Origin of the sequence: Rosenbergiella gaditana (assembly GCF_018494065.1) — a bacterium.
In the GTDB taxonomy this organism is placed as follows: Bacteria; Pseudomonadota; Gammaproteobacteria; order Enterobacterales; family Enterobacteriaceae; genus Rosenbergiella; species Rosenbergiella gaditana.
The window spans coordinates 40,661-64,099 of sequence record NZ_JABBFR010000001.1 but is presented as its reverse complement, the minus strand read 5'-3'; the positions used below and the strand labels follow the sequence as shown (position 1 = coordinate 64,099).

The 23,439-nt window shown below is 46.9% G+C and carries 20 protein-coding genes; 13 read left to right on the top strand and 7 right to left on the bottom strand.

Features of this window, described 5'->3' with window-relative positions:
* Positions 1-19: 19 nt before the first annotated feature.
* Together HH682_RS00325 and phoH are read right to left on the bottom strand one after the other, a co-directional pair.
* Positions 20-499: a GNAT family N-acetyltransferase gene (locus tag HH682_RS00325; protein WP_250318464.1), complete on the bottom strand. Its 480-nt coding sequence runs from the start codon at positions 497-499 to the stop codon at positions 20-22.
* A gap of 121 nt (positions 500-620) precedes the next feature.
* A complete protein-coding gene (gene phoH, locus HH682_RS00320; protein WP_214235138.1) occupies positions 621-1,409 on the bottom strand; it encodes a phosphate starvation-inducible protein PhoH in 789 nt (262 codons plus the stop codon).
* Between the two features lie 675 nt (positions 1,410-2,084).
* Here phoH and HH682_RS00315 point away from each other — a divergent pair.
* The 4 genes from HH682_RS00315 (at position 2,085) to efeB (ending at position 7,712) form a co-directional block, all read left to right on the top strand.
* Entirely contained in the window at positions 2,085-2,876 is a 792-nt protein-coding gene (locus HH682_RS00315) for an MBL fold metallo-hydrolase (RefSeq protein WP_214235136.1), read from the top strand.
* An 813-nt stretch (positions 2,877-3,689) separates the two neighbouring features.
* Positions 3,690-5,216: an iron uptake transporter permease EfeU gene (gene efeU, locus HH682_RS00310; protein WP_214235134.1), complete on the top strand. Its 1,527-nt coding sequence runs from the start codon at positions 3,690-3,692 to the stop codon at positions 5,214-5,216.
* Between the two features lie 27 nt (positions 5,217-5,243).
* Positions 5,244-6,449, top strand: coding sequence for an iron uptake system protein EfeO (gene efeO, locus HH682_RS00305; protein ID WP_214235132.1), 1,206 nt, complete (start codon positions 5,244-5,246; stop codon positions 6,447-6,449).
* Between the two features lie 3 nt (positions 6,450-6,452).
* On the top strand, positions 6,453-7,712 hold the full coding sequence (gene efeB, locus HH682_RS00300; RefSeq protein WP_214235130.1) for an iron uptake transporter deferrochelatase/peroxidase subunit: 1,260 nt from the start codon (positions 6,453-6,455) through the stop codon (positions 7,710-7,712).
* An 81-nt stretch (positions 7,713-7,793) separates the two neighbouring features.
* On the opposite strand, the gene putP is transcribed toward efeB, so the two are convergent.
* On the bottom strand, positions 7,794-9,275 hold the full coding sequence (gene putP / locus HH682_RS00295) for a sodium/proline symporter PutP (RefSeq protein WP_214235527.1): 1,482 nt from the start codon (positions 9,273-9,275) through the stop codon (positions 7,794-7,796).
* A 375-nt stretch (positions 9,276-9,650) separates the two neighbouring features.
* Between putP and putA the strand changes: the two genes are divergently transcribed.
* Positions 9,651-13,595 (top strand): trifunctional transcriptional regulator/proline dehydrogenase/L-glutamate gamma-semialdehyde dehydrogenase, encoded by a 3,945-nt coding sequence (gene putA / locus HH682_RS00290; protein WP_214235128.1) that lies wholly within the window; start codon positions 9,651-9,653, stop codon positions 13,593-13,595.
* A gap of 38 nt (positions 13,596-13,633) precedes the next feature.
* Here putA and HH682_RS00285 read toward each other — a convergent pair whose 3' ends face one another.
* Both HH682_RS00285 and HH682_RS00280 read right to left on the bottom strand, forming a co-directional pair.
* Positions 13,634-14,350: an RNA polymerase sigma factor FliA gene (locus HH682_RS00285; RefSeq protein ID WP_338049282.1), complete on the bottom strand. Its 717-nt coding sequence runs from the start codon at positions 14,348-14,350 to the stop codon at positions 13,634-13,636.
* A gap of 231 nt (positions 14,351-14,581) precedes the next feature.
* On the bottom strand, positions 14,582-15,418 hold the full coding sequence (locus tag HH682_RS00280; RefSeq protein ID WP_214235124.1) for a flagellin N-terminal helical domain-containing protein: 837 nt from the start codon (positions 15,416-15,418) through the stop codon (positions 14,582-14,584).
* Positions 15,419-15,594: 176 nt separating this feature from the next.
* Between HH682_RS00280 and fliD the strand changes: the two genes are divergently transcribed.
* The 3 genes from fliD to HH682_RS00265 are packed head-to-tail and all read left to right on the top strand — an operon-like array spanning position 15,595 to position 17,712.
* Positions 15,595-17,025, top strand: coding sequence for a flagellar filament capping protein FliD (fliD, locus tag HH682_RS00275; RefSeq protein WP_214235122.1), 1,431 nt, complete (start codon positions 15,595-15,597; stop codon positions 17,023-17,025).
* 10 nt (positions 17,026-17,035) lie between these two features.
* The gene (gene fliS, locus HH682_RS00270; protein ID WP_214235120.1) at positions 17,036-17,428 is read left to right on the top strand and encodes a flagellar export chaperone FliS; all 393 of its coding nucleotides are present in this window, start codon (positions 17,036-17,038) and stop codon (positions 17,426-17,428) included.
* 5 nt (positions 17,429-17,433) lie between these two features.
* The gene (locus HH682_RS00265) at positions 17,434-17,712 is read left to right on the top strand and encodes a hypothetical protein (protein WP_214235118.1); all 279 of its coding nucleotides are present in this window, start codon (positions 17,434-17,436) and stop codon (positions 17,710-17,712) included.
* Positions 17,713-17,730: 18 nt separating this feature from the next.
* Here HH682_RS00265 and yedD read toward each other — a convergent pair whose 3' ends face one another.
* Positions 17,731-18,171, bottom strand: a complete 441-nt coding sequence (yedD, locus tag HH682_RS00260; RefSeq protein WP_214235116.1) for a lipoprotein YedD — start codon at positions 18,169-18,171, stop codon at positions 17,731-17,733.
* 141 nt (positions 18,172-18,312) lie between these two features.
* On the opposite strand from yedD, the gene HH682_RS00255 reads away from it, so the two are divergent.
* Entirely contained in the window at positions 18,313-18,636 is a 324-nt protein-coding gene (locus tag HH682_RS00255; protein WP_214235114.1) for a DUF6388 family protein, read from the top strand.
* A 63-nt stretch (positions 18,637-18,699) separates the two neighbouring features.
* Here the strand turns inward: HH682_RS00255 and leuE are convergent, their stop codons facing one another.
* Positions 18,700-19,338: a leucine efflux protein LeuE gene (leuE, locus tag HH682_RS00250; protein WP_214235112.1), complete on the bottom strand. Its 639-nt coding sequence runs from the start codon at positions 19,336-19,338 to the stop codon at positions 18,700-18,702.
* A gap of 214 nt (positions 19,339-19,552) precedes the next feature.
* Here leuE and ggt point away from each other — a divergent pair, with 214 nt between their 5' ends.
* From ggt to HH682_RS00230, 4 genes are all read left to right on the top strand, one after another.
* A complete protein-coding gene (gene ggt / locus HH682_RS00245; protein WP_214235110.1) occupies positions 19,553-21,316 on the top strand; it encodes a gamma-glutamyltransferase in 1,764 nt (587 codons plus the stop codon).
* A 98-nt stretch (positions 21,317-21,414) separates the two neighbouring features.
* Positions 21,415-21,513, top strand: coding sequence for a YoaK family small membrane protein (locus tag HH682_RS00240; RefSeq protein WP_214235109.1), 99 nt, complete (start codon positions 21,415-21,417; stop codon positions 21,511-21,513).
* Positions 21,514-21,954: 441 nt separating this feature from the next.
* Complete coding sequence (locus tag HH682_RS00235; protein ID WP_214235107.1) at positions 21,955-22,134, top strand: hypothetical protein; 180 nt, start codon at positions 21,955-21,957, stop codon at positions 22,132-22,134.
* A gap of 227 nt (positions 22,135-22,361) precedes the next feature.
* Positions 22,362-23,252 (top strand): formate/nitrite transporter family protein, encoded by an 891-nt coding sequence (locus HH682_RS00230; protein WP_214235105.1) that lies wholly within the window; start codon positions 22,362-22,364, stop codon positions 23,250-23,252.
* Positions 23,253-23,439 lie beyond the last annotated feature (187 nt).

The following is a 23,439-nucleotide window of genomic DNA, read 5'->3' as shown; positions in this document are numbered from 1 at the left end:
GATTCCCCTAACATCTTGCTTAACCTAACCGACAAACCATCTCGACACAGTCGAAAGAATAGTCGGCCGAAGGTGAAAAATGGGTGTCCTCACGCACGCGTATAAATCCTTGTTTCTCATAAAATCCCTGAGCATTCGGTGTAGAAGAGAGCGCGATAACGCTCAAACCCTGTTCTCTCGCCTCTTGCTTGATTCTGGCCATAACACGCGAAGCTAAGCCCTGTCGCATGGCTTCCGGTAAGGTAAATATGGCTTCAACACGGTGAGTCTCACTGTCGAGATACCCGGTCGCCAAAAGCTGGCCTTGCCGGTCTTCTGCTACGTAAAACGGATGTTCGAGAATCGCCTGTCGATAACCTACCGGCATAGTTTCTGGTGTCCACGCTGTGATAGCTGATAAGGGGTAGCACACTTGACATTGATCGACTATCGCTAGATTTCGGATACGCCAACATAACTCAGCCTCTTCCACTCGCGCCCTTCTGATCCCTATTGTCATAGGCCTCCCTCTGTTAAGACGTCTCTGGTTACGATTGCCACAAGTAAAAAAACCGCCCAACATGTGAAGTGACCTCATAATGTGAAGTGACCCCATAATGTTGGGCGGTTTCCACGACAGACTATTGATAAGCGAGGAGTGTTCGTTGACAGAGTTCTGAGCGAACACAGTCTTCGGCACCAAAACGTACCACCCCCACCACCTCATCGTCAGAAAAACGCTGCATGGCATCGGCAAGCCCAGAGGTGACACCTACTGGAAGGTCGCACTGGGTAATATCGCCGTTGACAATTACCGTCACGTTTTCCCCTAACCGCGTTAAAAACATTTTCATTTGCGAGGCGGTGACGTTCTGTGCTTCATCGAGAATAACGAAGGCATTCTCAAACGTTCTTCCCCGCATATAGGCAAAGGGCGCGATTTCAACCTTCGCTATTTCAGGTCGTAAACAGTAGTGCATAAAGGAGGAACCCAAGCGTTTGACCAATACGTCATAGACCGGGCGGAAGTAAGGCGCAAATTTTTCAGAAATATCGCCAGGGAGGAAACCCAAATCTTCATCAGCTTGTAAAACGGGGCGGGTCACAATAATCCGCTCAATATCTTTATTAATTAAGGCTTCTGCGGCTTTTGCAGTACTGATCCAAGTTTTGCCACATCCCGCTTCACCTGTAGCAAAAATCAATGACTTAGCGGTTATCGCCTGCAAATAATGAGCTTGTGACTCATTACGTGCAACGATAGGGTGTCGGTCACGCACATCACGCGCCATACCAATTGCATCAAGACCACTCATATGAACCAAAGAGGAAACCGATTCTTCTTCGCGTGAACGATGACTACGTGCATCACTACGAAGAACCCGTTTTGCTTCACGACGTGCTTTGACTACAGCTTTTTGTCTTCCCATGATGGCACCTTACTGTTGGTTTCAGTTACCGTCTGCCTGATGGCGACGTATAGTTGAACGCTTTAGAGGTTAGCTTCCTTATGAGCCTTACTGCCTGAGAGTAGAAGTCGTTGACGTACATTGTCGCAATGTAACAACACATCCGAATAAATCGCGATGAGATGAAAGAAACGGGAGAACTTCCTGTGACAAGAGAAAAGCAGAGTGCAGTGTGAAATTCGTTTACCCACTGACCCAGGTCGTCTCATTCACGATCCCCCAACGGTTGTTATGATAGAACGATGTTGCTCATACATCATGTCTAATAATGATAGAACAAATCAACATTTATCACTTAAAAATGACATTTTTTTGACATTGAAGGGTCAGCAATAAGGAGAAAAGATAATAAAATGTAAAAATATTGGCAAAAACACATAGAAAATTACCCGCTAACGTTTTCACTTTGTTAGACAACGACCCGATGATAGTTATCGTCTATTTATTAAAATAAATTTGATAATAATCTGATTTAAAAGGATTAATTATACATCAACTCCAACTGCCTATTGTTCATCGCCCTACTCTACCTGATGTAATACAAGGGTAACGCACTGAAAGTGCAGCTCTATTTAACAAATGCATAACATTGATAACAGTAGAATATTATGAACATCGGTTTCATTGGAAAAATTTATGATCACCCTATGCAACACTTGCGGTACCTCCTATAACCTAGGCGATCAACATCCAGAAAGTTGTAAAATCTGTGAGGATGAACGTCAATATGTACCGGTTAGCGGACAAAAATGGATCGAATTTTCTACCTTAGTGCACAACCACAGCAATAAATGGAAGCAACATCAGGAAAACCTTTTTAGTTTGCAGACAGTCCCCAGCTTTGCCATAGGCCAACGGGCTTTTCTTATTCGCACTGCAGAAGGGAATATTTTGTGGGATTGTATTGCCTGTTTAGACGAGGCAACCAAAGCCCTGATTCATTCATTAGGTGGACTTAAAGCAATTGCGTTATCTCATCCACACTTCTACAGCACAATGCAAGACTGGGCCGAAGAATTTGACGCTCCCCTCTATCTACATAGCAGTGATCAGCAGTGGATTAACCGCGATCATAAATCCATCACTCTTTGGGAAGGTGACACGTTTCAACTCACCCAAGATATCCATCTACTACGCTTAGGAGGCCACTTTACTGGAGGGAGTGTCCTCTACTGGTCTAAAGACGAGGGGATACTGTTGGCGGGTGATATTATTCAAATTACCCCTGGGGCTGATGCGGTATCCTTTATGTGGAGCTACCCAAACCACCTGCCCCTTTCGGCGAAAAGCGTTAGTCAGATAAACCATCGCTTGCAGCGCATCACCTTCTCCAAAATCTATGGTGCGTTTGAAGATCAGGATATCCTGCGAGAGGGTAACAAAATTGTCAGACAATCGAGTGAGAAATATATTGCCTGTTTAGGATGACCGCTGACCGCCTTCAAGGGCAATGCTTCCCACGCCAAAGACTCAACTGGCATAGCGCCAGACTTATGCAAGCCTGAGTGGGCTTTGACGCCAACTCCTGCCGCCATTAATTCTGTCACACCCTTACTACCTCATGCTGATCGCGGCATTTATGGCGCGGCCATTCACGCACATTTAGCAGCATACTTGCCATCATGTTACTGCAGCAATGGCATGTTTTTAAGCTAGAAAACCGCTGATCAAAATTAACCAAATGCCCCCCGCAGCTTCTGTTTTGCAGGTGAGCTTCTCTACAAATCCAGACCCTACTGTATCGGCTATACGTTTAACAATATGGCGATTTTTCATCAAATTTGCCGATTTTAGCGTTTCCACAATTACCGCTTGGTTTTCGTCAATAATTTGCTTGAAAAATGTATGCTGAAAACCAGATCGCGTATTGGCGACTCGCTCATGCTGCGCTACGAGCCTTTCTTCTGTTTTCGCTAGCGAGGGTTTACGGGGTATTTGTTAAGTTCTCAATACAGTGCCGACACTGATATGGTGTGTTAAAAAAGAACGGTATTGAAAAGCAGCTCTTATCGTAGGGGAAGCGATAAGGGCGAAGACGTAACATCACCGCCTACAACTCACCACGTATTTCGACACTTCTCGCTCCCCCACAATCACTGTTTAGTCAGCAAGCATCTCGCGACATATCCTGATACGAAAAAACGCGTCAACGACGCTCGTAATGGATGAGAATGTTTTTACAGAACTTAATAGAAATGATATTACTAACTATTCCTATTTACATTAATTTACTTAGAGATAGTGACCGTGCTAGCCACCTTGGTCATCGCGTTACGCGAAGGTTTAGAAGCCGTTTTAATCGTCAGTATTATCGCGACCTTTTTACGAAAAAATCATCAGCCATTAGCCCCCATGTGGTGGGGCGTAACGGGTGCCGTATTACTTTCTCTGTTAGTAGGGGTTGGACTGAGTCTGACTGAACAAGCCCTACCGCAAGCAGAGCAAGAAGCGATGGAGGCTATAATAGGGACCATTGCCGTCATATTCGTCAGCAGCATGATTATCTGGATGCAGCAACACGCACCGCAACTACGTCATCAGCTGGAGAATGAGGCAAGCATGGCCTTAGGCCGATCCAGCCGCTGGGCATTGCCTACAATGGCTTTTTTAGCGGTGCTAAAAGAGGGATTTGAAACCAGCGTCTTTATGTTGGCGACCTTTTCAGCCGCACAATCGACGATCTGGGCTGCCGCGGGCGCAGTAGTCGGCCTTTTGCTAGCGCTTATTATCGGCTGGGGTATCTATCGCGGCGGCATCCGACTGAATTTAGGGCGTTTCTTTAAGATTACGGGGATTTTCCTAATCTTCGTTGCCGCAGGCTTAGTGGTCTCAGCCCTGCGCAGTGCCCATGAAGCAGGCTGGCTGTTAATTGGCCAACGCAAGGTACTGGATCTCTACTGGTTACTTCCGGCGGGATCTATTCGTGCCGCACTGGTCACTGGTGTGCTGGGTATCCCAGCCGATCCACGCAGTGCAGAGGTGATTGGCTGGGTCAGCTACCTCAGTCTATTTGTTCTACTGTTTGCTTGGCCCGAACGCTATAAACCAAGCCTGCGCGTGACACGCCGTTTATACCAAGGCTTAAGTTTCGCGACACTGGCTGGCGCAGTATTCTGTGCCAAGGTCGTCTCTCCGCCAAGCTTTGACTTATCGCAGTCTATTCCATTAGTCAATCGACAAGACTCGGTAGAACACGCTGTCGGAACCTTAGAACGGAAGGCCGATGGGCTTGAATTAACCCTTGCTGGACAATCCGCTCGGTTTATCCCCTTCACTGCCACCCAAGCTACCGCGACGGTAGAAGAGAGGCATATCACACTGAAAAGTGAATGGCTTGACGCCCCGTCTCAAGTCACCCTTGATCAAGTGATCGCGCTGTATCACCATCGGGTCCCGCCTGGGCTGCATCCTCAACAGCATCCTGGTCCCTATCAGAGTCAATGGCAGCTGAGTTGTCAGGTGACCCTCACACTACAGCAGGGACAAATCATCGCTGCTGAGGCCACAGCCAATAGCCTACTCACCCTGAGTGGCAGTGGTTTGCAAACACCACGATTGATCAGTGTTACCCTTTCACCGAGTACCGTGGGGTGCCCATGGCAGACCGGTTCTGCATGGCAACAACAGTCAACGCAAGCGTTGGCCTCGTATCAAGAAACCGAGACGCTCTATGATTTCCTGCAACAGAAATTACCCATCGTATTAGTGGTAATCAGTCTCGGTGCAGTGGTGCTGAGTACCGGTAGCAAAAAAAAGTTTAATCCATAACGCTAAAACTATAATGAGATAACGACTATGATGAAACAGCAATTATTATGTCACCCTGCCATGAAAATGAGTGCTTTGGCGTTACTTTTACTGACTGCTGGTGCCTCCCATGCAGCCTCTACTCCTGCAGTCTCCCAAGTTAACATCACCTTAACGGCGGATAACGGTGGCCAATGTCTGGTCGATAGCAATAAGGTCAATGCTGGCCCCGTCACGTTTAATATTGTGAACAAAACCGCCACCGCGATTACGGAGATCGAACTGCTTAATAACAATCGTATTTTAGGTGAGAAAGAGAACTTAGCTCCCGGCTTACCGGCGGTAAAATTCACCCTGAACTTAGAGGGCGGCCATTATCAAATTTATTGCCCGGGTGCGGCTCAGGAATTGGTTAACTTTACCGTAAGCGGCCAAAGAAGTGCGCAATCATCTGACAGCATCAGCGCCCTTCTCAAACAAGGAACAGATGGCTATGGTCGCTATGTAGAGAGTACCGTCGCTGGCATGGTCACCGCGGTAGCAACACTGCAAACTGCCATCAATGCGGGCCAGCTTGAACAAGCAAAAGTGGCCTACGCGCAAGCTCGCCCTTACTACGAACGTATTGAATCTGACGTGGACGGTTTCTTATTACCCGGCTACAAAGCGACTAATAATGCCGGTAACTTAGATTATCTGATTGATATGCGTGCTTCAAACCTCGATCCGGCAGTGGGCTGGCACGGTTTCCATGCCATTGAGCGTGACCTGTTCGAGAAAGGAAAAATTGACAAGAAGACGCAACAAATCGCCAAAGGCCTAGTGACTCACGTTGCGGAATTAAACAAACAAGTGAAAGGCCTGACCTATAAACCAGAAGATTTAGCCAACGGTGCGGCCGACCTACTTGAAGAAGTACAAAATACCAAAATCAATGGTGAAGAAGAAGCTTACAGCCATATTGATCTGGTCGACTTTGCAGGGAATGTTGAAGGGGCGATGCAAGCCTTTGCTTACTTACAACCTGGCTTAGCGAAAATCGACCCGGCCTTAACCCAGCAGGTCAGTCAACAATTTAGCGCAGTGCGTAAATTGCTCGACCAATATCGTGACAGTAACAGCCTGGGAGGCTATCGCCCTTACACCAACGCGCTAAAAGCGGAAAATGCGGCAACATTAAGTCGTGCAATACAAGCCTTACAAGAGCCACTTTCGCATATCGCGGAAAAAGTGGCGACCCACGCTGGAGCCTAAGTAATGAATCGTCACGATAAGTCACTTCTTTCCCACGGCCTCGTTTCTCGTCGTAATATGCTAAAAGGGTCGTTAGCCAGCGCGCTAACGCTCCCTGCCCTGTCCCCGACGCTCGCTTCTGCTGCAGAGGCTAGTGAAAAGGAGAATATTGACCTCTCCCATCAATGGCCATTTTATGGCGATCATGGGCAAGCAGGCGTTACGACACCGCCCCAACGCCATATTATGTTTATGACATTTGATATGACGACACCCACCGCGCAAGCGCTCCAAATTTTACTTGCTCGCTGGTCCGCAGCGATTGCCCAACTCGTCCAAGGCGCGGCAGTGGGAACCGTCGAACCCTCAAGGATCGGAAGCGTTGGCACTGATACGGGAGAGGCAGTCGGGTTGGACCCCGCTTCACTCACAGTGACTATAGGGATGGGACCGTCGCTTTTTACCGATACCTACGGCCTTACCGCAAAGTGTCCGCCGCATTTACGGCCACTTGCCGCCTTACCGAGTGACAATTTACAGCCTGAACTCAGTGGCGGCGATCTTTCCTTACAAGCCTGTGCGGATGATCCGCAAGTTGCCTACCACGCGATACGAGTGTTGGCCCGTATCGCGAAAAGTACTGGCGCCGCGCAGACCCGCTGGACAGTGATGGGCTTTGGCCGCGCTTCTGCCGGGAAAGACCAAGAGACGCCACGCAATTTATTTGGTTTCAAAGATGGTACCCGTAATTTAGTCGATGCGTCAGAATTTAATCAGCACGTTTGGATTAAGGAAGGGCCTGCCTGGCAACAATCAGGAAGCTACCAAGTGGTGCGCAAAATTAAGATGAACATTGAAAACTGGGATACTGATCGCGTCAGTGATCAAAACCAAGTGTTTGGCCGCCATAAACTTTCTGGCGCACCGTTATCGGGAACCCGAGAATTCGACACACCTGACTTTCATAAAAAGGATACCGAGGGCGAATTAGTGATACCCGCAACCGCTCATATTCGGTTAGCCGCACATGAAAATAACCAAGGCGTGAGGATTTTACGGCGTTCTTATAATTATACCGATGGTTTGAACCACTATGGGCAACTCGATGCTGGCTTACTGTTCATCAGTTACCAGAATGACCCGGCCCATTTCGAAACACTCCAACGAAAATTGGGTGCAGCCGATGCGCTAAATGAATATATCTCGCATATCGGTAGTGGGCTATTTTTTGTTCCCCCTGCGGCAAAAGAAGGAAGTTATATTGGCGCAGAGCTATTTAGCTAATACGAGGTAATAGCTGATGAGCACTAACCTGCTCATCAGATAACCGCTTTCGACACATGTCTCGAAAGCGGTGACTAAGAGTTATTTTAAATACTCTTGATTGGCATGATGAAAACGGTCACGCACTTGCTGTGAAGGGCCCTTACCACATAAACTGACGAGGACGATGGCGACAGTCGCGAACAGGAAGCCTGGAATAATTTCATAGAGACCAAACCACGCGAACTGTTTCCAAATGATCACAGTGAGTGTCCCGACAATCATGCCGACCAATGCCCCGTTACGGCTCATCCCTGACCAACAGACACTAAGTAGAATCACTGGCCCAAATGCAGCGCCAAATCCTGCCCAAGCATAGCTAACCAGTCTAAGCACCTTGTTGTCAGGGTTACTGGCTAAGGCTATCGCGATAAGGGCAACAATCAGTACCATTAGACGCCCAACCCATACTTTCTCGAGCTGTCCCGCATTCTTACGGATAAAGCCTTTATAGAAGTCTTCCGTTAATGCACTTGAACACACTAATAGTTGGCAACTCAATGTTGACATCACTGCAGCTAAAATAGCGGAAAGCAAAATACCGGCGATCCAAGGGTTGAACAGAATACGCGTTAACTCAATGAAAATACGCTCACTGTTACCGTTGACTTCTGCTGCTTGTGAGGGGTTATCAGCAAAGTAGGCAATGCCGAAGAAACCGACCGCTACCGTTCCTACCAAGCAGAGGATCATCCACGTCATGCCAATACGACGAGCGCTGTGCATAGAGTGGTGAGAATCTGCGGCCATAAAGCGCGCTAAAATATGAGGCTGGCCAAAATAGCCTAAGCCCCACCCCAGTAATGAGATAATGGCAACCACGCTAAGATTATTGAAGATATTCAAACGCTGCGGATCAATTTGGCGGATCACCTCTATCGAAGTGTCCACGCCACCGACCGCCATAATGACCATAACCGGAGTTAAAATCAGCGCGAAAATCATTAAGCTGGCTTGTACGGTATCCGTCCAACTGACCGCCAAAAAGCCGCCAAGAAAGGTATAAGCGATAGTTGCTGCGGCACCCGCCCATAAAGCAGTGGTGTAGTCCATACCGAAGGTACTTTCAAAAAGTCGGGCACCCGCGACGATCCCTGAAGAACAGTAGATGGTGAAAAAGACGAGAATGATCAGGGCTGAAATCACACGTAAAATTTTACTGCGATCTTCAAAACGGTGAGTGAAATAATCAGGAAGGGTTAAAGCATTACCGTGATGTTCAGTTTGCACTCGCAGACGACCCGCGATAATTTTCCAGTTAACCCAGGCACCAAGCACTAAACCGATGGCTATCCAACTTTCCGAAATCCCTGAAAGGAAAATCGCCCCAGGTAATCCCATTAATAACCAGCCACTCATGTCCGAAGCTCCCGCAGACAATGCGGTCACTACGCTACCTAAACTGCGGCCACCCAAAATAAAATCGTCAAAGTTTTTTGTCGACCGCCATGCCATAAAACCGATAAGTAACATTCCTGCAATATAGATACAGAACGTCACTAACAAGGGAGTACTTACCATGATTAATCCTCTATTTTATTAGTATTATCAATGAGTTTTCCTAATTAAGATATTATTTTTTTTATAGATGCCGTCCACCTTTTAACGCATAAAAGTTGCACCGCCGGTTGCAACGCATACAAACTTTTAACATAAAAGCTAGAGGATTCACTTCAAGATTTACAAAATAGGGATCTAGATCAAATTTTATTATGCTGCAAAGCGTTTTATTTGAACTAAATCGCACTTAGAAGCGCTTTTATTTTAAATAAATCTACTACTAATTATCATTTATTTAATTTTGTTCACTTTTTTACTATAAATGGGTTGCGCTAAAGGTGCAACTCAAGCGATAGTCAAGGTGCAACCTTTTATTGACTTCTATGATGAGGAATTGGCATGGCACACACCACGATGGGCGTGAAACTTGATGAAGAAACCCGCGAACGACTAAAGCGTGCAGCGGTAAAAATAGACCGCACCCCACACTGGCTTATTAAACAGGCTATTTTTAACCTCCTTGCGCAGGTCGAAGCAGGTGAAACCATTTATCCTACTGCTTCCGTCTCATCAACTGAGCCGTCTGCCCATGACACTGCAGACGTTTCAACGCCTTACCAGCCTTTCTTAGAGTTCGCCGAACACGTACTTCCACAAAGCGTCAAACGTTCTGCTGTGACCGCCGCATGGCGTCGTCCAGAAGTGGATATGGTGCCGATGGTGCTTGAACAAGCGAAAGTGAGTCCAGAGGTTGCAGAGAAAGTCCATGCCCTTGCCCTCCACTTAAGCGAAAAACTGCGTACTCAAAAAAACCAAGGTGGCCGTTCAGGATTAGTGCAAAGCCTTCTGCAAGAATTCTCCCTCTCGTCTCAAGAGGGTGTCGCCTTGATGTGCTTAGCTGAAGCGCTACTGCGTATTCCAGATAAGCCGACGCGTGATGCGCTGATCCGCGATAAAATTAGCCATGGTGATTGGTACTCCCACCTAGGACAAAGCAACTCCATGTTTGTCAATGCGGCGACCTGGGGATTGTTGGTCACCGGAAAACTGGTCTCGACCCATAATGAAGTGAATATGTCGCGCTCCCTTAACCGTATTATTGGTAAAAGCGGTGAGCCGTTAATTCGTAAAGGCATCGATATGGCGATGCGCCTAATGGGCGAGCAATTTGTGACCGGTGAATCAATTGCCGAAGCCTTAGCCAATGCCCGTAAGCTGGAAGACAAAGGTTTCCGTTACTCATACGACATGCTGGGCGAAGCCGCTCTGACCGCCGAGGATGCCAAAGCTTATTTACACTCCTACCAACAAGCGATTCACGCTATTGGTAAAGCGTCTAATGGTCGTGGGATTTATGAAGGTCCAGGCATCTCTATTAAACTCTCGGCCCTACACCCACGCTACCAACGTGCTCACTATGACCGAGTCATGGAAGAGCTCTACCCTATTCTTAAGTCACTGACGCTGTTAGCACGCGAGTATGACATTGGTATCAATATTGACGCGGAAGAAGCCGACCGTCTCGAACTCTCTCTCGACTTATTAGAGAAACTCTGTTTTGAACCCGCACTCGCTGGCTGGAACGGTATTGGCTTCGTGATCCAAGCTTATCAAAAGCGCTGTCCATTCGTGATTGATGAGTTAATCGATTTAGCTTCTCGCAGTCAACGCCGCCTAATGATCCGCCTGGTGAAAGGGGCCTATTGGGATAGCGAGATCAAACGTGCGCAAGTCGAAGGGCTTGAAGATTATCCTGTTTATACCCGTAAGGTTTATACTGATGCGGCATACATTGCCTGTGCGAGAAAGCTACTCGCGGCACCCAATCTGATCTATCCGCAATTCGCCACGCACAATGCGCACAGCTTAGCGACGATCTATCAATTAGCCGGTAACAACTACTATCCTGGCCAGTATGAATTCCAATGCCTGCATGGCATGGGTGAGCCTCTTTATGATCAAGTGGTTGGAAAAACTTCCGATGGGAAATTAAACCGCCCATGCAGGATCTATGCCCCGGTCGGCACCCACGAAACCCTGCTCGCTTATTTAGTCCGTCGTCTGCTAGAAAATGGCGCGAACACCTCCTTTGTTAACCGCGTCGCCGATAAATCGTTAAGTGTTGAAGATCTAATCGTCGATCCCGTTGCGACGATTAATACCTTTACACGCGAAGAAGGACAAGTTGGCCTTCCTCACCCACGTATTCCTCTGCCTCGCGACTTGTATGGCAGCCGTGCCAACTCATCAGGCTTAGATATGGCTAATGAGCATCGATTAGCCTCACTTTCAAGCGCCCTTTTAACCACCGCTTCGCAAGCTTGGGTCGCTAAACCGGTTCTAGGTGTAGAGAGCGAGAACGAGGCCGGACAGCCGGTACGTAACCCTGCTTACTTAACAGATATCGTGGGTGAAGTGATTAACGCCAGTGAAGCACAAGTCGATTTAGCGTTGGATGCCAGCCATGAAGCAAGTACTATCTGGTTTGCGACACCTTCTGAAGAACGTGCGGTGATTCTAAAACGTGCCGCAATGTTAATGGAAAGCCAGTTACAAACATTGATGGGGCTATTAGTAAGAGAAGCCGGTAAAACTTATGCAAATGCCATTGCTGAGGTCCGTGAAGCCGTCGACTTCTTAACCTACTACGCTGACCAAGTCACGCAAGATTTCGATAACGAAACACATCGTCCTCTTGGCCCCATCGTCTGTATTAGCCCATGGAATTTTCCACTGGCAATCTTTACCGGTCAAGTCGCTGCTGCGCTCGCCGCTGGGAATACCGTGCTGGCCAAACCCGCTGAACAAACGCCATTAATTGCCTATCAAGCCGTTTCAATCTTATTAGAAGCCGGTATTCCCCGGGGCGTTCTACAATTCCTGCCGGGTGATGGTGAGCGTGTCGGTGCCCGTTTGGTCGCAGATAAACGTACGCGCGGCGTGATGTTTACAGGGTCAACCGCGGTCGCCACCCTCTTACAACGTCAACTTGCACAGCGCCTCGATCCGCAAGGCCGTCCCATCCCGTTAATCGCCGAAACCGGTGGCATTAACGCAATGGTCGTCGACTCATCAGCCCTCACCGAACAAGTGGTGGTGGATATTGTTGCCTCAGCCTTTGATAGCGCGGGTCAACGTTGCTCAGCCTTACGTTTACTCTGTTTACAAGAAGATATCGCTGATCATACTTTAAAAATGTTACGCGGCGCGATGGCAGAGTATCGTGTGGGTAATCCGGAATTACTGACCACAGATATAGGCCCTGTAATCGATGAAGAAGCCCGTAATAACATTGTCAACCATATTGACGATATGCAGCAACGCGGCTTTACAGTCACGCAATTCAGCTGGCATGGAGAGAGCGACGCTCACATCCTCTCCCAAGGAACCTTTGTTCGTCCGACATTGATTGAACTCAACTCTGTTGCAGAGTTAACCCGTGAAATCTTTGGCCCAGTGTTACATGTGGTACGCTACAACAGTAAAAATCTATCTCGTTTGTTGTCTGACATTAATCAATTAGGTTACGGACTGACCTTCGGTGTCCACAGTCGTATCGATGAGACCATTAGCTTGGCGACTGAGCGTATGCATGCAGGAAACCTCTACGTAAACCGGAATATGGTCGGTGCGGTCGTCGGCGTTCAACCTTTTGGCGGCGAAGGATTATCCGGCACCGGCCCCAAAGCGGGTGGTCCGCTCTATCTCACCCGCTTACTATCGAGTGCGCCAAATAACGCCTCTAAAGTGACACTGTCACGATTACCGCTCCATTCCACTGCTGATCAACCTTCTGATGTTGCGCCAGTCAGTGCACTACAGCTGTGGGCCGAACAGAATCAACATAGCGTCTTAGCGCAAGCTTGTGAGACATATCGTGATACCACGGTATCGAACCGTATAGCCTTGTTACCGGGTCCTACTGGCGAGCGTAACACCTATCAATTACTGCCTCGTGCCCGCGTACTCTGTATCGCTAAACAGGCCTCAGATCGGTTAATTCAATTAGCTGCCGTGACCGCTTGCAGCAGTCGTGCGCTGTGGCCCGATGATACTGAGCACCGTCAGCTACTTGCCACATTACCGGATGCGGTACGTAACTGTGTTGACCTATCCGCACAGGCCATTAGTGATCGCTACGATGCAGTCATTTATCATGGAGATACCGATCAGCTCGCCGCGTTGTGTCAACAAGTCGCCGAACGTTCGGGGCCAATTGCTATCGTTCAAAGTTATGATCAGGGTGAAACAAACATTGCGTTGGAGCGTTTTTTATTTGAGCGTTCAGTAAGCATCAATACGGCTGCAGCAGGGGGAAATGCTAGCTTAATGACGATTGGTTAATCGATAATAAACAAGCAAGGCATGTCCCCATGCCTTGCTTATTCGCGTAATCGACTACTCAGCCTTTTGATCGCTTGACTATGGATTTGACTGACCCGCGACTCACCCACTCCCAACGCCGCACCAATCTCTTTTAAATTCAACTCATCCTGATAATAAAGACTGAGAACCTGTTGCTCTCGTTCTGGAAGGAAAGAGATCGCCGCAATAATTTGTTGACGCAAATCTTGATCAATAAGTGAATCAAGTGGGTTCTGGTCTTCCATTACAGCAAAAAATTGGTCGGCGGCATCGCTATGATCTTCATAGAGATTGTCTAACGAAAAGAGCTGGCTATTATTCGTCTCCATCAGGATAGTGCGATACTCTTTCTGGCTGATATCCAACGTTGAAATAATCTCTTTTTCCGTCGCATTACAGCCGGTTTGCTGCTCAATTTTAGCGATTGCGGCGGCAACACTCCGGGCATCACGTCTGACTCGTCGCGGTGCCCAATCAAGATTACGCAATTCATCAAGCATCGCTCCCCGAATACGCTGTGCCGCATAGGTTGTAAAAGCAGTACCTTGTTGCACATCAAATCGCGATATCGCATTCATCAAGCCCATAGCGCCGGCTTGGATTAAATCGTCGAGGTCGACACTAGCTGGCAGGCGAACCTGCAGTCTTAGGGCCTCATGCCGCACTAATTGTAAATATCGCGGCCAATCGATCGCCTCGCTCTGCAGCCCTTCTTGATTATATAGACACTCCACTGTGCATTTCCTATCTCTCAATTTATTCATACTGGATATTATCGAGTCTAAGAACCATTTCTTATCGCAGGAAAAAAACACCGTTTTACGATGAGCTTGTGAAGAAGATTTTGTGTACGAGGAGGTCTTAACTTTTAAGCAGTTGTGGCGTACCAACGGCCCGAATCCATGAGGAATTCGAGCCGTCAGCACTTATACTTCTAGACGTGTTAACACGTCACTCAGTGTTTATTAGCCTTGTAACAGAGACAATACTGTTTGCGGAACTTGGTTGGCTTTCGCTAATACTGAGGTACCCGCTTGTTGTAGGATCTGTGCACGAGACATACTTGACACTTCAGTCGCATAATCCGCATCTTGAATACGAGATTGAGAAGCACTTAAGTTATTAACGGTAGTGTTAAGGTTATTAATCGTTGATTCAAAACGGTTTTGAATTGCACCTAAGCTACTACGTGCGGAGTCAACCGCAGCAATACGCTTATCGATTTCTGCTAATGACGCGTCGCCACCACCTTTGCCATCATCACCACTCACACTGAACGCTGCGCCCAGTTCGCTAGATTTAAATCCATCATCGCTCAGTGAAATAGAAATGACGTTTGCTCCGGCATCATCATTAGCACCTACTTGAATATTGATGCTTTGTGAGCTGTCGAACAGTTTGATGTTGTTAAAGGTGGTTGCCGTACCGATACGCGTAATTTCAGCTAAACGCGCATCGACCTCCGCTTGGATAGACTTGACGTCTTCAGCACTGTTAGTACCATTTTTCGCTTGAACGGTCAGTTCACGAATACGTTGTAAGTTTGAGTTCATTTCGTTTAGCGCACCTTCAGCGGTTTGCGCCAGTGAAATGCCATCGGTCGCATTACGTGAGGCTTGCGTTAATCCACGAATATTAGAAGACATACGGTTCGCGATAGCAGATCCTGCGGCATCATCTTTAGCACTATTAATACGCAGCCCAGAGGAGAGACGTTCGATCGCCGTTCCCAACGCTGATTGTGATTTATTCAGGTTATTTTGTGTGGTGAGAGACATGATGTTGGTATTAATAACAGCCATATTCAGTTCCTTTGCTCTTAGTTAATGGTACGCACTGCGTATCAGTACGTGGTCAAAGGGAATATCGGCGGGTGAAGAATGAACTTTACAAGCAGTGTAAAATTAATTTATCGCCACTAACTCTTTTCGCTGTATTGCCGATAAAGACTTACATTCTGTAAGAAATAAGGGAAATTATGTCAGCGATAAGTGATTTAAATATTGGAAGTAGTGCTTACGATCTTGATGCTCTCTATACTAAATTAGAGACAGTCGAAAAACAGAGCTTAGCGCCAATTACTCAACAAGCAACAACAGTTAAGAGTCAAGTATCGGCATTTGGTCAGTTACGCAGTGCTTTAGAAGCCTTGCAACAAGCAACAAAGAATTTAAGTACAGTCTCGGCATTAAACGCAACCAGTGTTGTCAGTAACAACACCTCTTTCACCGCCAAGAGTAACAGCAATGCGAGTGTCGGCTCTTACCAAGTGAATGTAAAACAACTGGCCACCGCACAAAGTTTACTTTCCAGTAAAATTAGCAGTAATCAAAAGCCCTTAGGCACAGCCGGTGCGCAAGGCAGAACAATTAGTCTCTCAACCGGAAGCGGTGAGCCGGTGACCATCGCGCTGGAGGATGGTGACACCAGCTTAAACGGTATTGTTAATGCCATCAATAAAAGTGGTGCCGGCGTCGTTGCGACCAGTATTAAGTCTAACGACGGGGAGTATTATCTCTCCATTACCGGTAAGCAGACGGGTGCTGATAACACAATAAAAATAAGTGTATCCGGCGATGACGCACTGCAGGCATTAATTGGCTACGACGGATCTTCGACATCAACCGGAATGCAGCAGTCCGCAGCAGGTCAAGATGCATTATTATCTGTGAATGGGATTGACGTCCAAAGTGCCTCCAACACCGTTATTGATGCCCCCTACGGCGTGACCTTAACGTTAAATTCCGTCTCCACTGAAGGTGAACGTTTAGAGATCGGAAATAACACGGCAGATACTGTGAAAAACGTCAAAGCATGGGTCACTGCGTATAACAATGTACAGTCAGTCGTCGCCAATCTTACAAAGTTTGCGGGGAGCGGTGGATTATCGACAGATACCAGCAGTAATGGCCCACTGATTGGCAATGGGACAGTACGCGATATTCAAAATCAGTTGCGAGCCGTATTAAATACGAAACAATCTGGTACGCTGACGATTATGGCTGAATTGGGAATTACCCAGAACACTATTAAAGGGGCGGATGGGAGTGTAGGCACATTAAATATCGATGAGGATAAACTTACCGCGACGTTAACCTCTACTCCGCAAGCCGTATACAACTTCTTCGTAGGCGATGGAAAAACAACTGGCTTCAGTACAGTAGCCAATAATACCCTCAACAATATTCTCAGCGATAGCTATTCACAAAAAGGCACGCTCACTTCTGCCGTCAATGCCTTGAATGACGCTTACGGTAAATTAGAGGATCGTTATGACCAACAACAAGCGCGTATCGATGCAACCATGGCGCGGTATAAGACGCAATTCACGCAACTAAATAAAACACTCGCACAAATGAATGGGACCAAAGAGTACTTGAAATCACAATTCTCAACCTCTTCCGACTAAGGTTATCTCAATGAATAAACATCAACTGGCAAATGTTTATGCACAAGTAGGACTTGAGAGCGCAGTATTGAGTGCGAGTCAACATCAATTGACGACCTTGTTATTCGAAGGAGTACTCAACGCCTTATCACGGGCGACCATATTGATGGAGAATGATGACATCATTAATAAGGGTAATATGATAGCTAAAGCGGTCTCCATCATAGACACCGGCTTAATACAGGCCATTGAACCTTATGCTGAGGAGCCCCTGGCTGGACAACTCCTGTCATTGTTTCATTATGTCGTGCAGCAATTAATGTTGGCCAATCTCCATAATGATCGCGCTAAACTCGGCCATTGCCATGAGTTACTCAAGACAATTGCCGATGCTTGGCAACAAGCACTCATCCAAGAGGGATAAAAGCAATGGTGGTGTTACCTGAAGTTCAGCAGAGTCTTGACCTGCTCGATAAGATCCAGCATGCGGTTGCCGTAAAGGATTTCGTCGCGTTACTGCCGATGACAGAAGCTTATTCGCAATCGATTATGCAATTGGGGAAGATCGAGAATGAGGGCGTAGTTAAGCAGTTATTGGCGGCCCAGGATAGCGTGGAAACATCTCTCCATCAATTACAGAGAGATGTTAAAACGCGGATAGAGCAAGTGACAGAAGATAAAATCAGTCATGCCTATCATGCGGGATAACTTCGTCCAAAAAGATGATTATTGACCGTTAATCTCGATATTTTGAATTGTTTCTGCATGAGGCTGAGCCTTTGCTTCGGCGAGGGCTTTTTGACACTCTTCACTCGCGGAGGAAACCTTAACTAAGGTTAGCCGATCATAATGCAGCATACCGTCTTCACGCTTTAACGGCATGATTCTTACTTGGTGGTTAACATTTACCCATTGGTCATCTATCCGGCTCAATTTCCCTGGTTTAGCAATCACCCGTTGCCATTGACGACAGTCTAAGGTATTACCCGCCTGGTCAATGATCAAATAGCCCACAGCATCCTTACTGACCAATCCCGATTGCGGGCCTGATGTCCGCCATACACCTGCTAGGGATTGCGGCGCTGGGGTCTTGACGATAGTTTGATAATTAGTAATCGGACTACAACCGGCAAGCACGAAAAGAGGCAGTAATAATCGAGTTTTCATATGGCATCCCTACAGAGTTTTTCTGGCGCTAAGGTATAATGTTTCTATAGCACAATGCAAGCTAGCGAAGGACTTCCACTGACATCTGTGCCTGAAACGGGTATAATTGATTCAGATTCTTACAAAAGCTAGAGCCCTTTGATGAAAACCCCAGAACAATACTACGCACAAGCCCGCGATATTTTTTTCTCCGCACACCCTGATTTTCAAGTTGCGCTAGATGAAGTCACTGAAAAAGATGCCCGTGACAATGGAATGACTATCGAACAACTCCGCAATCTCCATGCCGAGCGTATTTACGCCGCATTTATTCGTCAAAAACAGTTAGATGGAATTATCTTTTCCATCCAATTAGTCGAAACTGATAATGCGGTCGCTGCACAAGCGATTGAAAGTTATCTGCGCAGTCACGCCGAGGCGTTAGGGATGACATGGGAAGAGTTCTGCGAAAAGAACCATTTATAGTAAAAAAATCCCCGATAATAGGTTATCCAACTATCGGGGTCACCTCAGTGTGGGCTTTTTTTATCACTGCATGGTGGCGAGACGGGCTGCAAATCCAAGAAATAGCAGGCCTACCATCGAGTTCCCCACCTTAGCTAAATGCTGGCGTGTACCGATAATGCGGGTTAGCGATGCACCACCGAAAATCAGTAAACTTAAATAGCAGAAACTTGCGATTTCTAACACCGTAGCCAAAATGAAGAATGCCACGCCCGGATGGGCGCTCTTGACGTCGATAAATTGCACGAAGAACGACACATAGAATAATATCGCTTTGGGATTGGTCAGGCTTAGCACCAATGCACGCTTGAATACTGCCCCACGGTCTTTCTTACGCTGCTCAATGACGACCTGTTCACGGTGGCTAAAGGTGGTATAGAGCATCTTAATGCCAAGCCAAAGTAAATACCCCGCACCGAGATAACGAACAACATTGAATAAGACCGGTGTGGTATTAATCAAGGTTGCGACCCCTGCATAGGCTAAAAACATCAACACTGCATCACCAATAAAGACTGCCAGTGCCGCTTGGTAACCGCTCTTAACCCCTCGACTCAGACTATTCTTCAAGACAAAAAGCGTATTGGGGCCTGGGATCAGAACTAAAAAAATAGCTCCTGCGACATAGGTCCAAAAATTTAGCACACCATACTCTGCAAACACGATAAACCTCGCTCAATAAACTCTCAGCGTGTCAAAAAATAGCGAATAAAAGGGTACTTATGATAAAGATTGCTAGGCCACAACGCCAGTAATGATGAAGCTTTTTTTAGCGCCATCACAGATATCGTTTTTACTTATGGTAGCCTATTGAATGACTGGCGTTTTTATCTGATCAGGTTATGGTAGAAGGAAATAATCAAAAAGGTACCGTTTAATGTTAAGGAACTACACACTTTCCGCCCTTGCCCTATTTATTTTATCCCCAATCCCCTTCGTACAAGCCGCTTCGGCGCCCGCGGTCGAAGCAAAAAATGGAATGGTCGTCACCTCCCAAGATCTCGCCACACAAGTCGGTATCGATATTCTCAAACAAGGGGGAAACGCGATTGATGCCGCGGTGGCGGTTGGGTATGCACAAGCCGTGGTCAATCCTTGCTGTGGTAATATTGGTGGAGGGGGTTTTATGACCATCCATTTGGCAAATGGTAAAGACACCTTTATTAATTTCCGTGAGATGGCACCGGCCGCAGCCACGGCAGCGATGTATCAAACTCCTCAAGGGGATCTTATTGCCGGTAGCAGTCTCTATGGTTGGAAAGCCACGGGGGTGCCGGGTACAGTGATGGGAATGGAGATGGCTCGCCGTCAATATGGAAAATTAAGTCGGCAAGCGGTGATGGCGCCTGCCATCAAATTAGCCAAGGACGGGTTTATCTTAACCCGAGCGGATACCGATATTCTTGACACCACTGTGGCGCATTTTAAACAAGACCCTACGGTAGCAAAAATCTTTTTACGTCCAAACGGAAGTCCGTTACAACCCGGAGACCGTTTACGACAAACCGATCTCGCACGTACGTTATCGCGAATTGCGAAAGATGGACCTGATGCCTTCTATCATGGCCAATTCCCCAAAGCAGTCGAACAAGCCTCAAAATCGGGCGGCGGCATCATTACTGCGCAAGATTTTGCGCAGTATCACGCTACCGAACTGACTCCTCTCACCTGCACTTATCGCGGCTATACCTTTGTTTCAGCTCCCCCTCCTAGCTCTGGCGGTGTGACACTCTGTGAAACATTAAATATTTTAGAGGGCTATGATCTTAAATCCATGGGCGTTAACTCCGCCGCGATGATCCATACCCTATCCGAAGCGCTTCGCTTCAGCTATGCAGACAGGAATACCTATTTAGGCGACCCTGCTTTTGTACAAAACCCTATTACCAAGTTAATGGATAAACAGTACGCCGCCTCCTTACGCGACAAAATTCAAAAAGATAAAGCGACCCCTTCAACGCAAATCAAACCGCTAGTTGTCACCGGTGAAAAACCTGAAACCACCCATTACTCCATCGTTGATCATTATGGTAATGCCGTGTCGACCACCTATACCGTCAACGGGCGCTTCGGTGCTGTGGTGATGGCACCAGGCACTGGGGTTTTGATGAATGACGAGATGGATGATTTTACGACCAAAATTGGCGCTAAAAACCTTTACGGATTAGTTCAGGGTACTGCTAACAGTATCGCACCCGGTAAGCGTCCCCTCTCTTCCATGAGCCCGACCTTGGTCACTAAAGACGGTAAAATATTCCTCGTACTGGGCTCGCCTGGGGGGTCGCGGATCATCACTATCACCTTAGAGACGGCGCTGAATATTATCGATTTTGGTATGAAACCCCAAGAAGCCGTTGATGCGCCAAGGATCCACCACCAGTGGTATCCAGATGAGGTGTACTACGAGAAAAATGGTCTCTCCGCCGATACGCTTAATGTCCTCAGTAACATGGGCTATCGCACCGTAGAACAAACGCCTTGGGGGGCTGCAGAACTGATTATGGTTGGGTTACCGGGTGCTGCGGGCGTAGGAACACCTACTTCGGGTAACGATAGCGCAGTATCAGGTAACGTCAGACTAGGCTATCTGTATGGTGCGAATGACGTCAGACGTCCAGCGGGATCAGCCCGCGGGTATTAATCTTAGCGACTTTACTGCCATTATCTGGCTGTTTGGGATTGCCTAGGCGTCATAGAGTGGGATAATGGGTATTTTTACCAACCAGAGAAAGCGTCATTATGAAATTAGGCTATCTTTTTCCTGTGGCGATCATTGTTGCGGGCATTGCGTTACTGATTTGGTTTATCGCCAGTGGGGCTTATTTGCCAGGATCGTGATTTTTTCGAAAAAAACTTGTGAACTTAATCAAAAATCGTAAGTCTTAATAGGTATAGCACCTCAATGCTGTTACATCCTGAAAACTGCAATAAAACTTTTCCCGCCGTTAGGCGGGTTTTTTTTGCCCAAAATAAAACCCGTCGTAAGATTTATGTAAGGGGCCTCAAGCAAATAATCATTCACCACGAGACCTATGACGATAGCCTAACGCTCCCGTTCAAATCTCGTTTCTACGATGAACAGAATATTATTTTCTCGAAAAAACTACACCTAGATCGAGAAAATATCATTCCAGTGTTAACTTCTCATTTAGCTGGCCGACAATACACTATACTTAATTCATCTCTTCCGTAAGAAGTTAAGAAGTAGAGATGCCCCCTTTATCATTCTGTTTGGATTGAGGTGTCAATGACCCTTTGCCTGCTTGAAGGAGATCGCATATGACAAAAATCGCGTTCCTCGCCCCCTTTTTCGAGGTGGACATTGTCGATATTCAAATTGTCGAGCTTTATTCCTACCGTATTTATAACGAACAAGATGAAGAACGCCTTCTGGCGCTTTCTACCCTAATTGTTAATAACGCTTTGGTTAAGTTGTACAATCATCCCCTGTCGCCCTAATGAACAGTGATTAACGAGTATTGCCAGGGTACGTGGTTCGAATAGAACCTAGCCTTATTGATCTAACACACTCCATCCGCCAAGAGAGCACTGATCATTTCATAGATTGCTCTCAACCACTCTCATTGTTATTCAGTTGAAAAAACTCTCCATTTCTCTCTTTAATACAGCAATTTGGCTAAACGATGCTAGGCTTGAAGTACTACGCTATTTTCTGGGCAAAGCCGATGAATCAAAAAAATGACCCTTTTTCTCAACAGCGAGAGAATGAAGAAAACAAACTGGATGATGATATCGAACTGAATGAGGAGGATCTGCCCTCTCAAGCCATGGCGACTCATGAGCATATTCGCCAAGAGGGTGAAAAGGAGCTGGAACGGGATATCTGGGCATTACTGTGGTCTGCAATTGCAGCAGGACTATCGATGAGTGCTTCGTTGCTGGCTAAAGGGATTTTTCACGCAGAGTTGGGGCATTTTTCAGGCAGCATGCTGATCGAGAGCATAGGCTACACCTTTGGCTTTATCATTGTCATCATGGCCCACCAGCAACTCTTCACTGAGAATACCATTACCCCAGTGCTATCTGTCATGCAGAAACCCACTGCTAATAATATTTTACTGCTGCTCAGGCTATGGGCTGTGGTGTTGTTAGGGAACTTGATTGGAACCGCTATTGCAGCTTGGGCATTTGGTTATATGCCAGTATTTGACCCCTCCATTCAACATGCCTTCCACGAAATCGGTATGAAGGTGATGGAAAATACGCCTACGCAGATGTTCGCGAAAGCCGTCGTGTCGGGTTGGATTGTCGCTACCATGGTGTGGATGCTGCCCTCAGCAGGTAATGCCAAGATTTTAGTGATCCTGTTTATGACCTGGTTGATCGCTGTGGCAGATACGACTCATATCGTGGTAGGTACTATTGAAGTGCTTTATCTGGTTTTTACTGGCGCGCTACCCTGGCAATCTTTTGTTTGGCCTTTTGCTATTCCAACCTTATTAGGAAATATTTGCGGTGGAACCTTTATTTTTGCCCTACTGAGTCATGCGCAAATTCGTATGGATATGCAAAAAGATCATACAGGTTCTGTTGAACATCAGTCCCACGAACCGTAAAACACGTCAGGCCCAGCTATGGGCCTGATTTCACTGCTTGAAACGACATCATTCCTAAAACGGTCACGCCGATTAACAACTACGAAAAGATGTCGCGCATGAGAACCCCGAATTAAACGACTTTTCCCCGTCAGTGCCCCACACATTAAAAATGGTCAAAACATAACCATATTAATCAGTGAGTTAC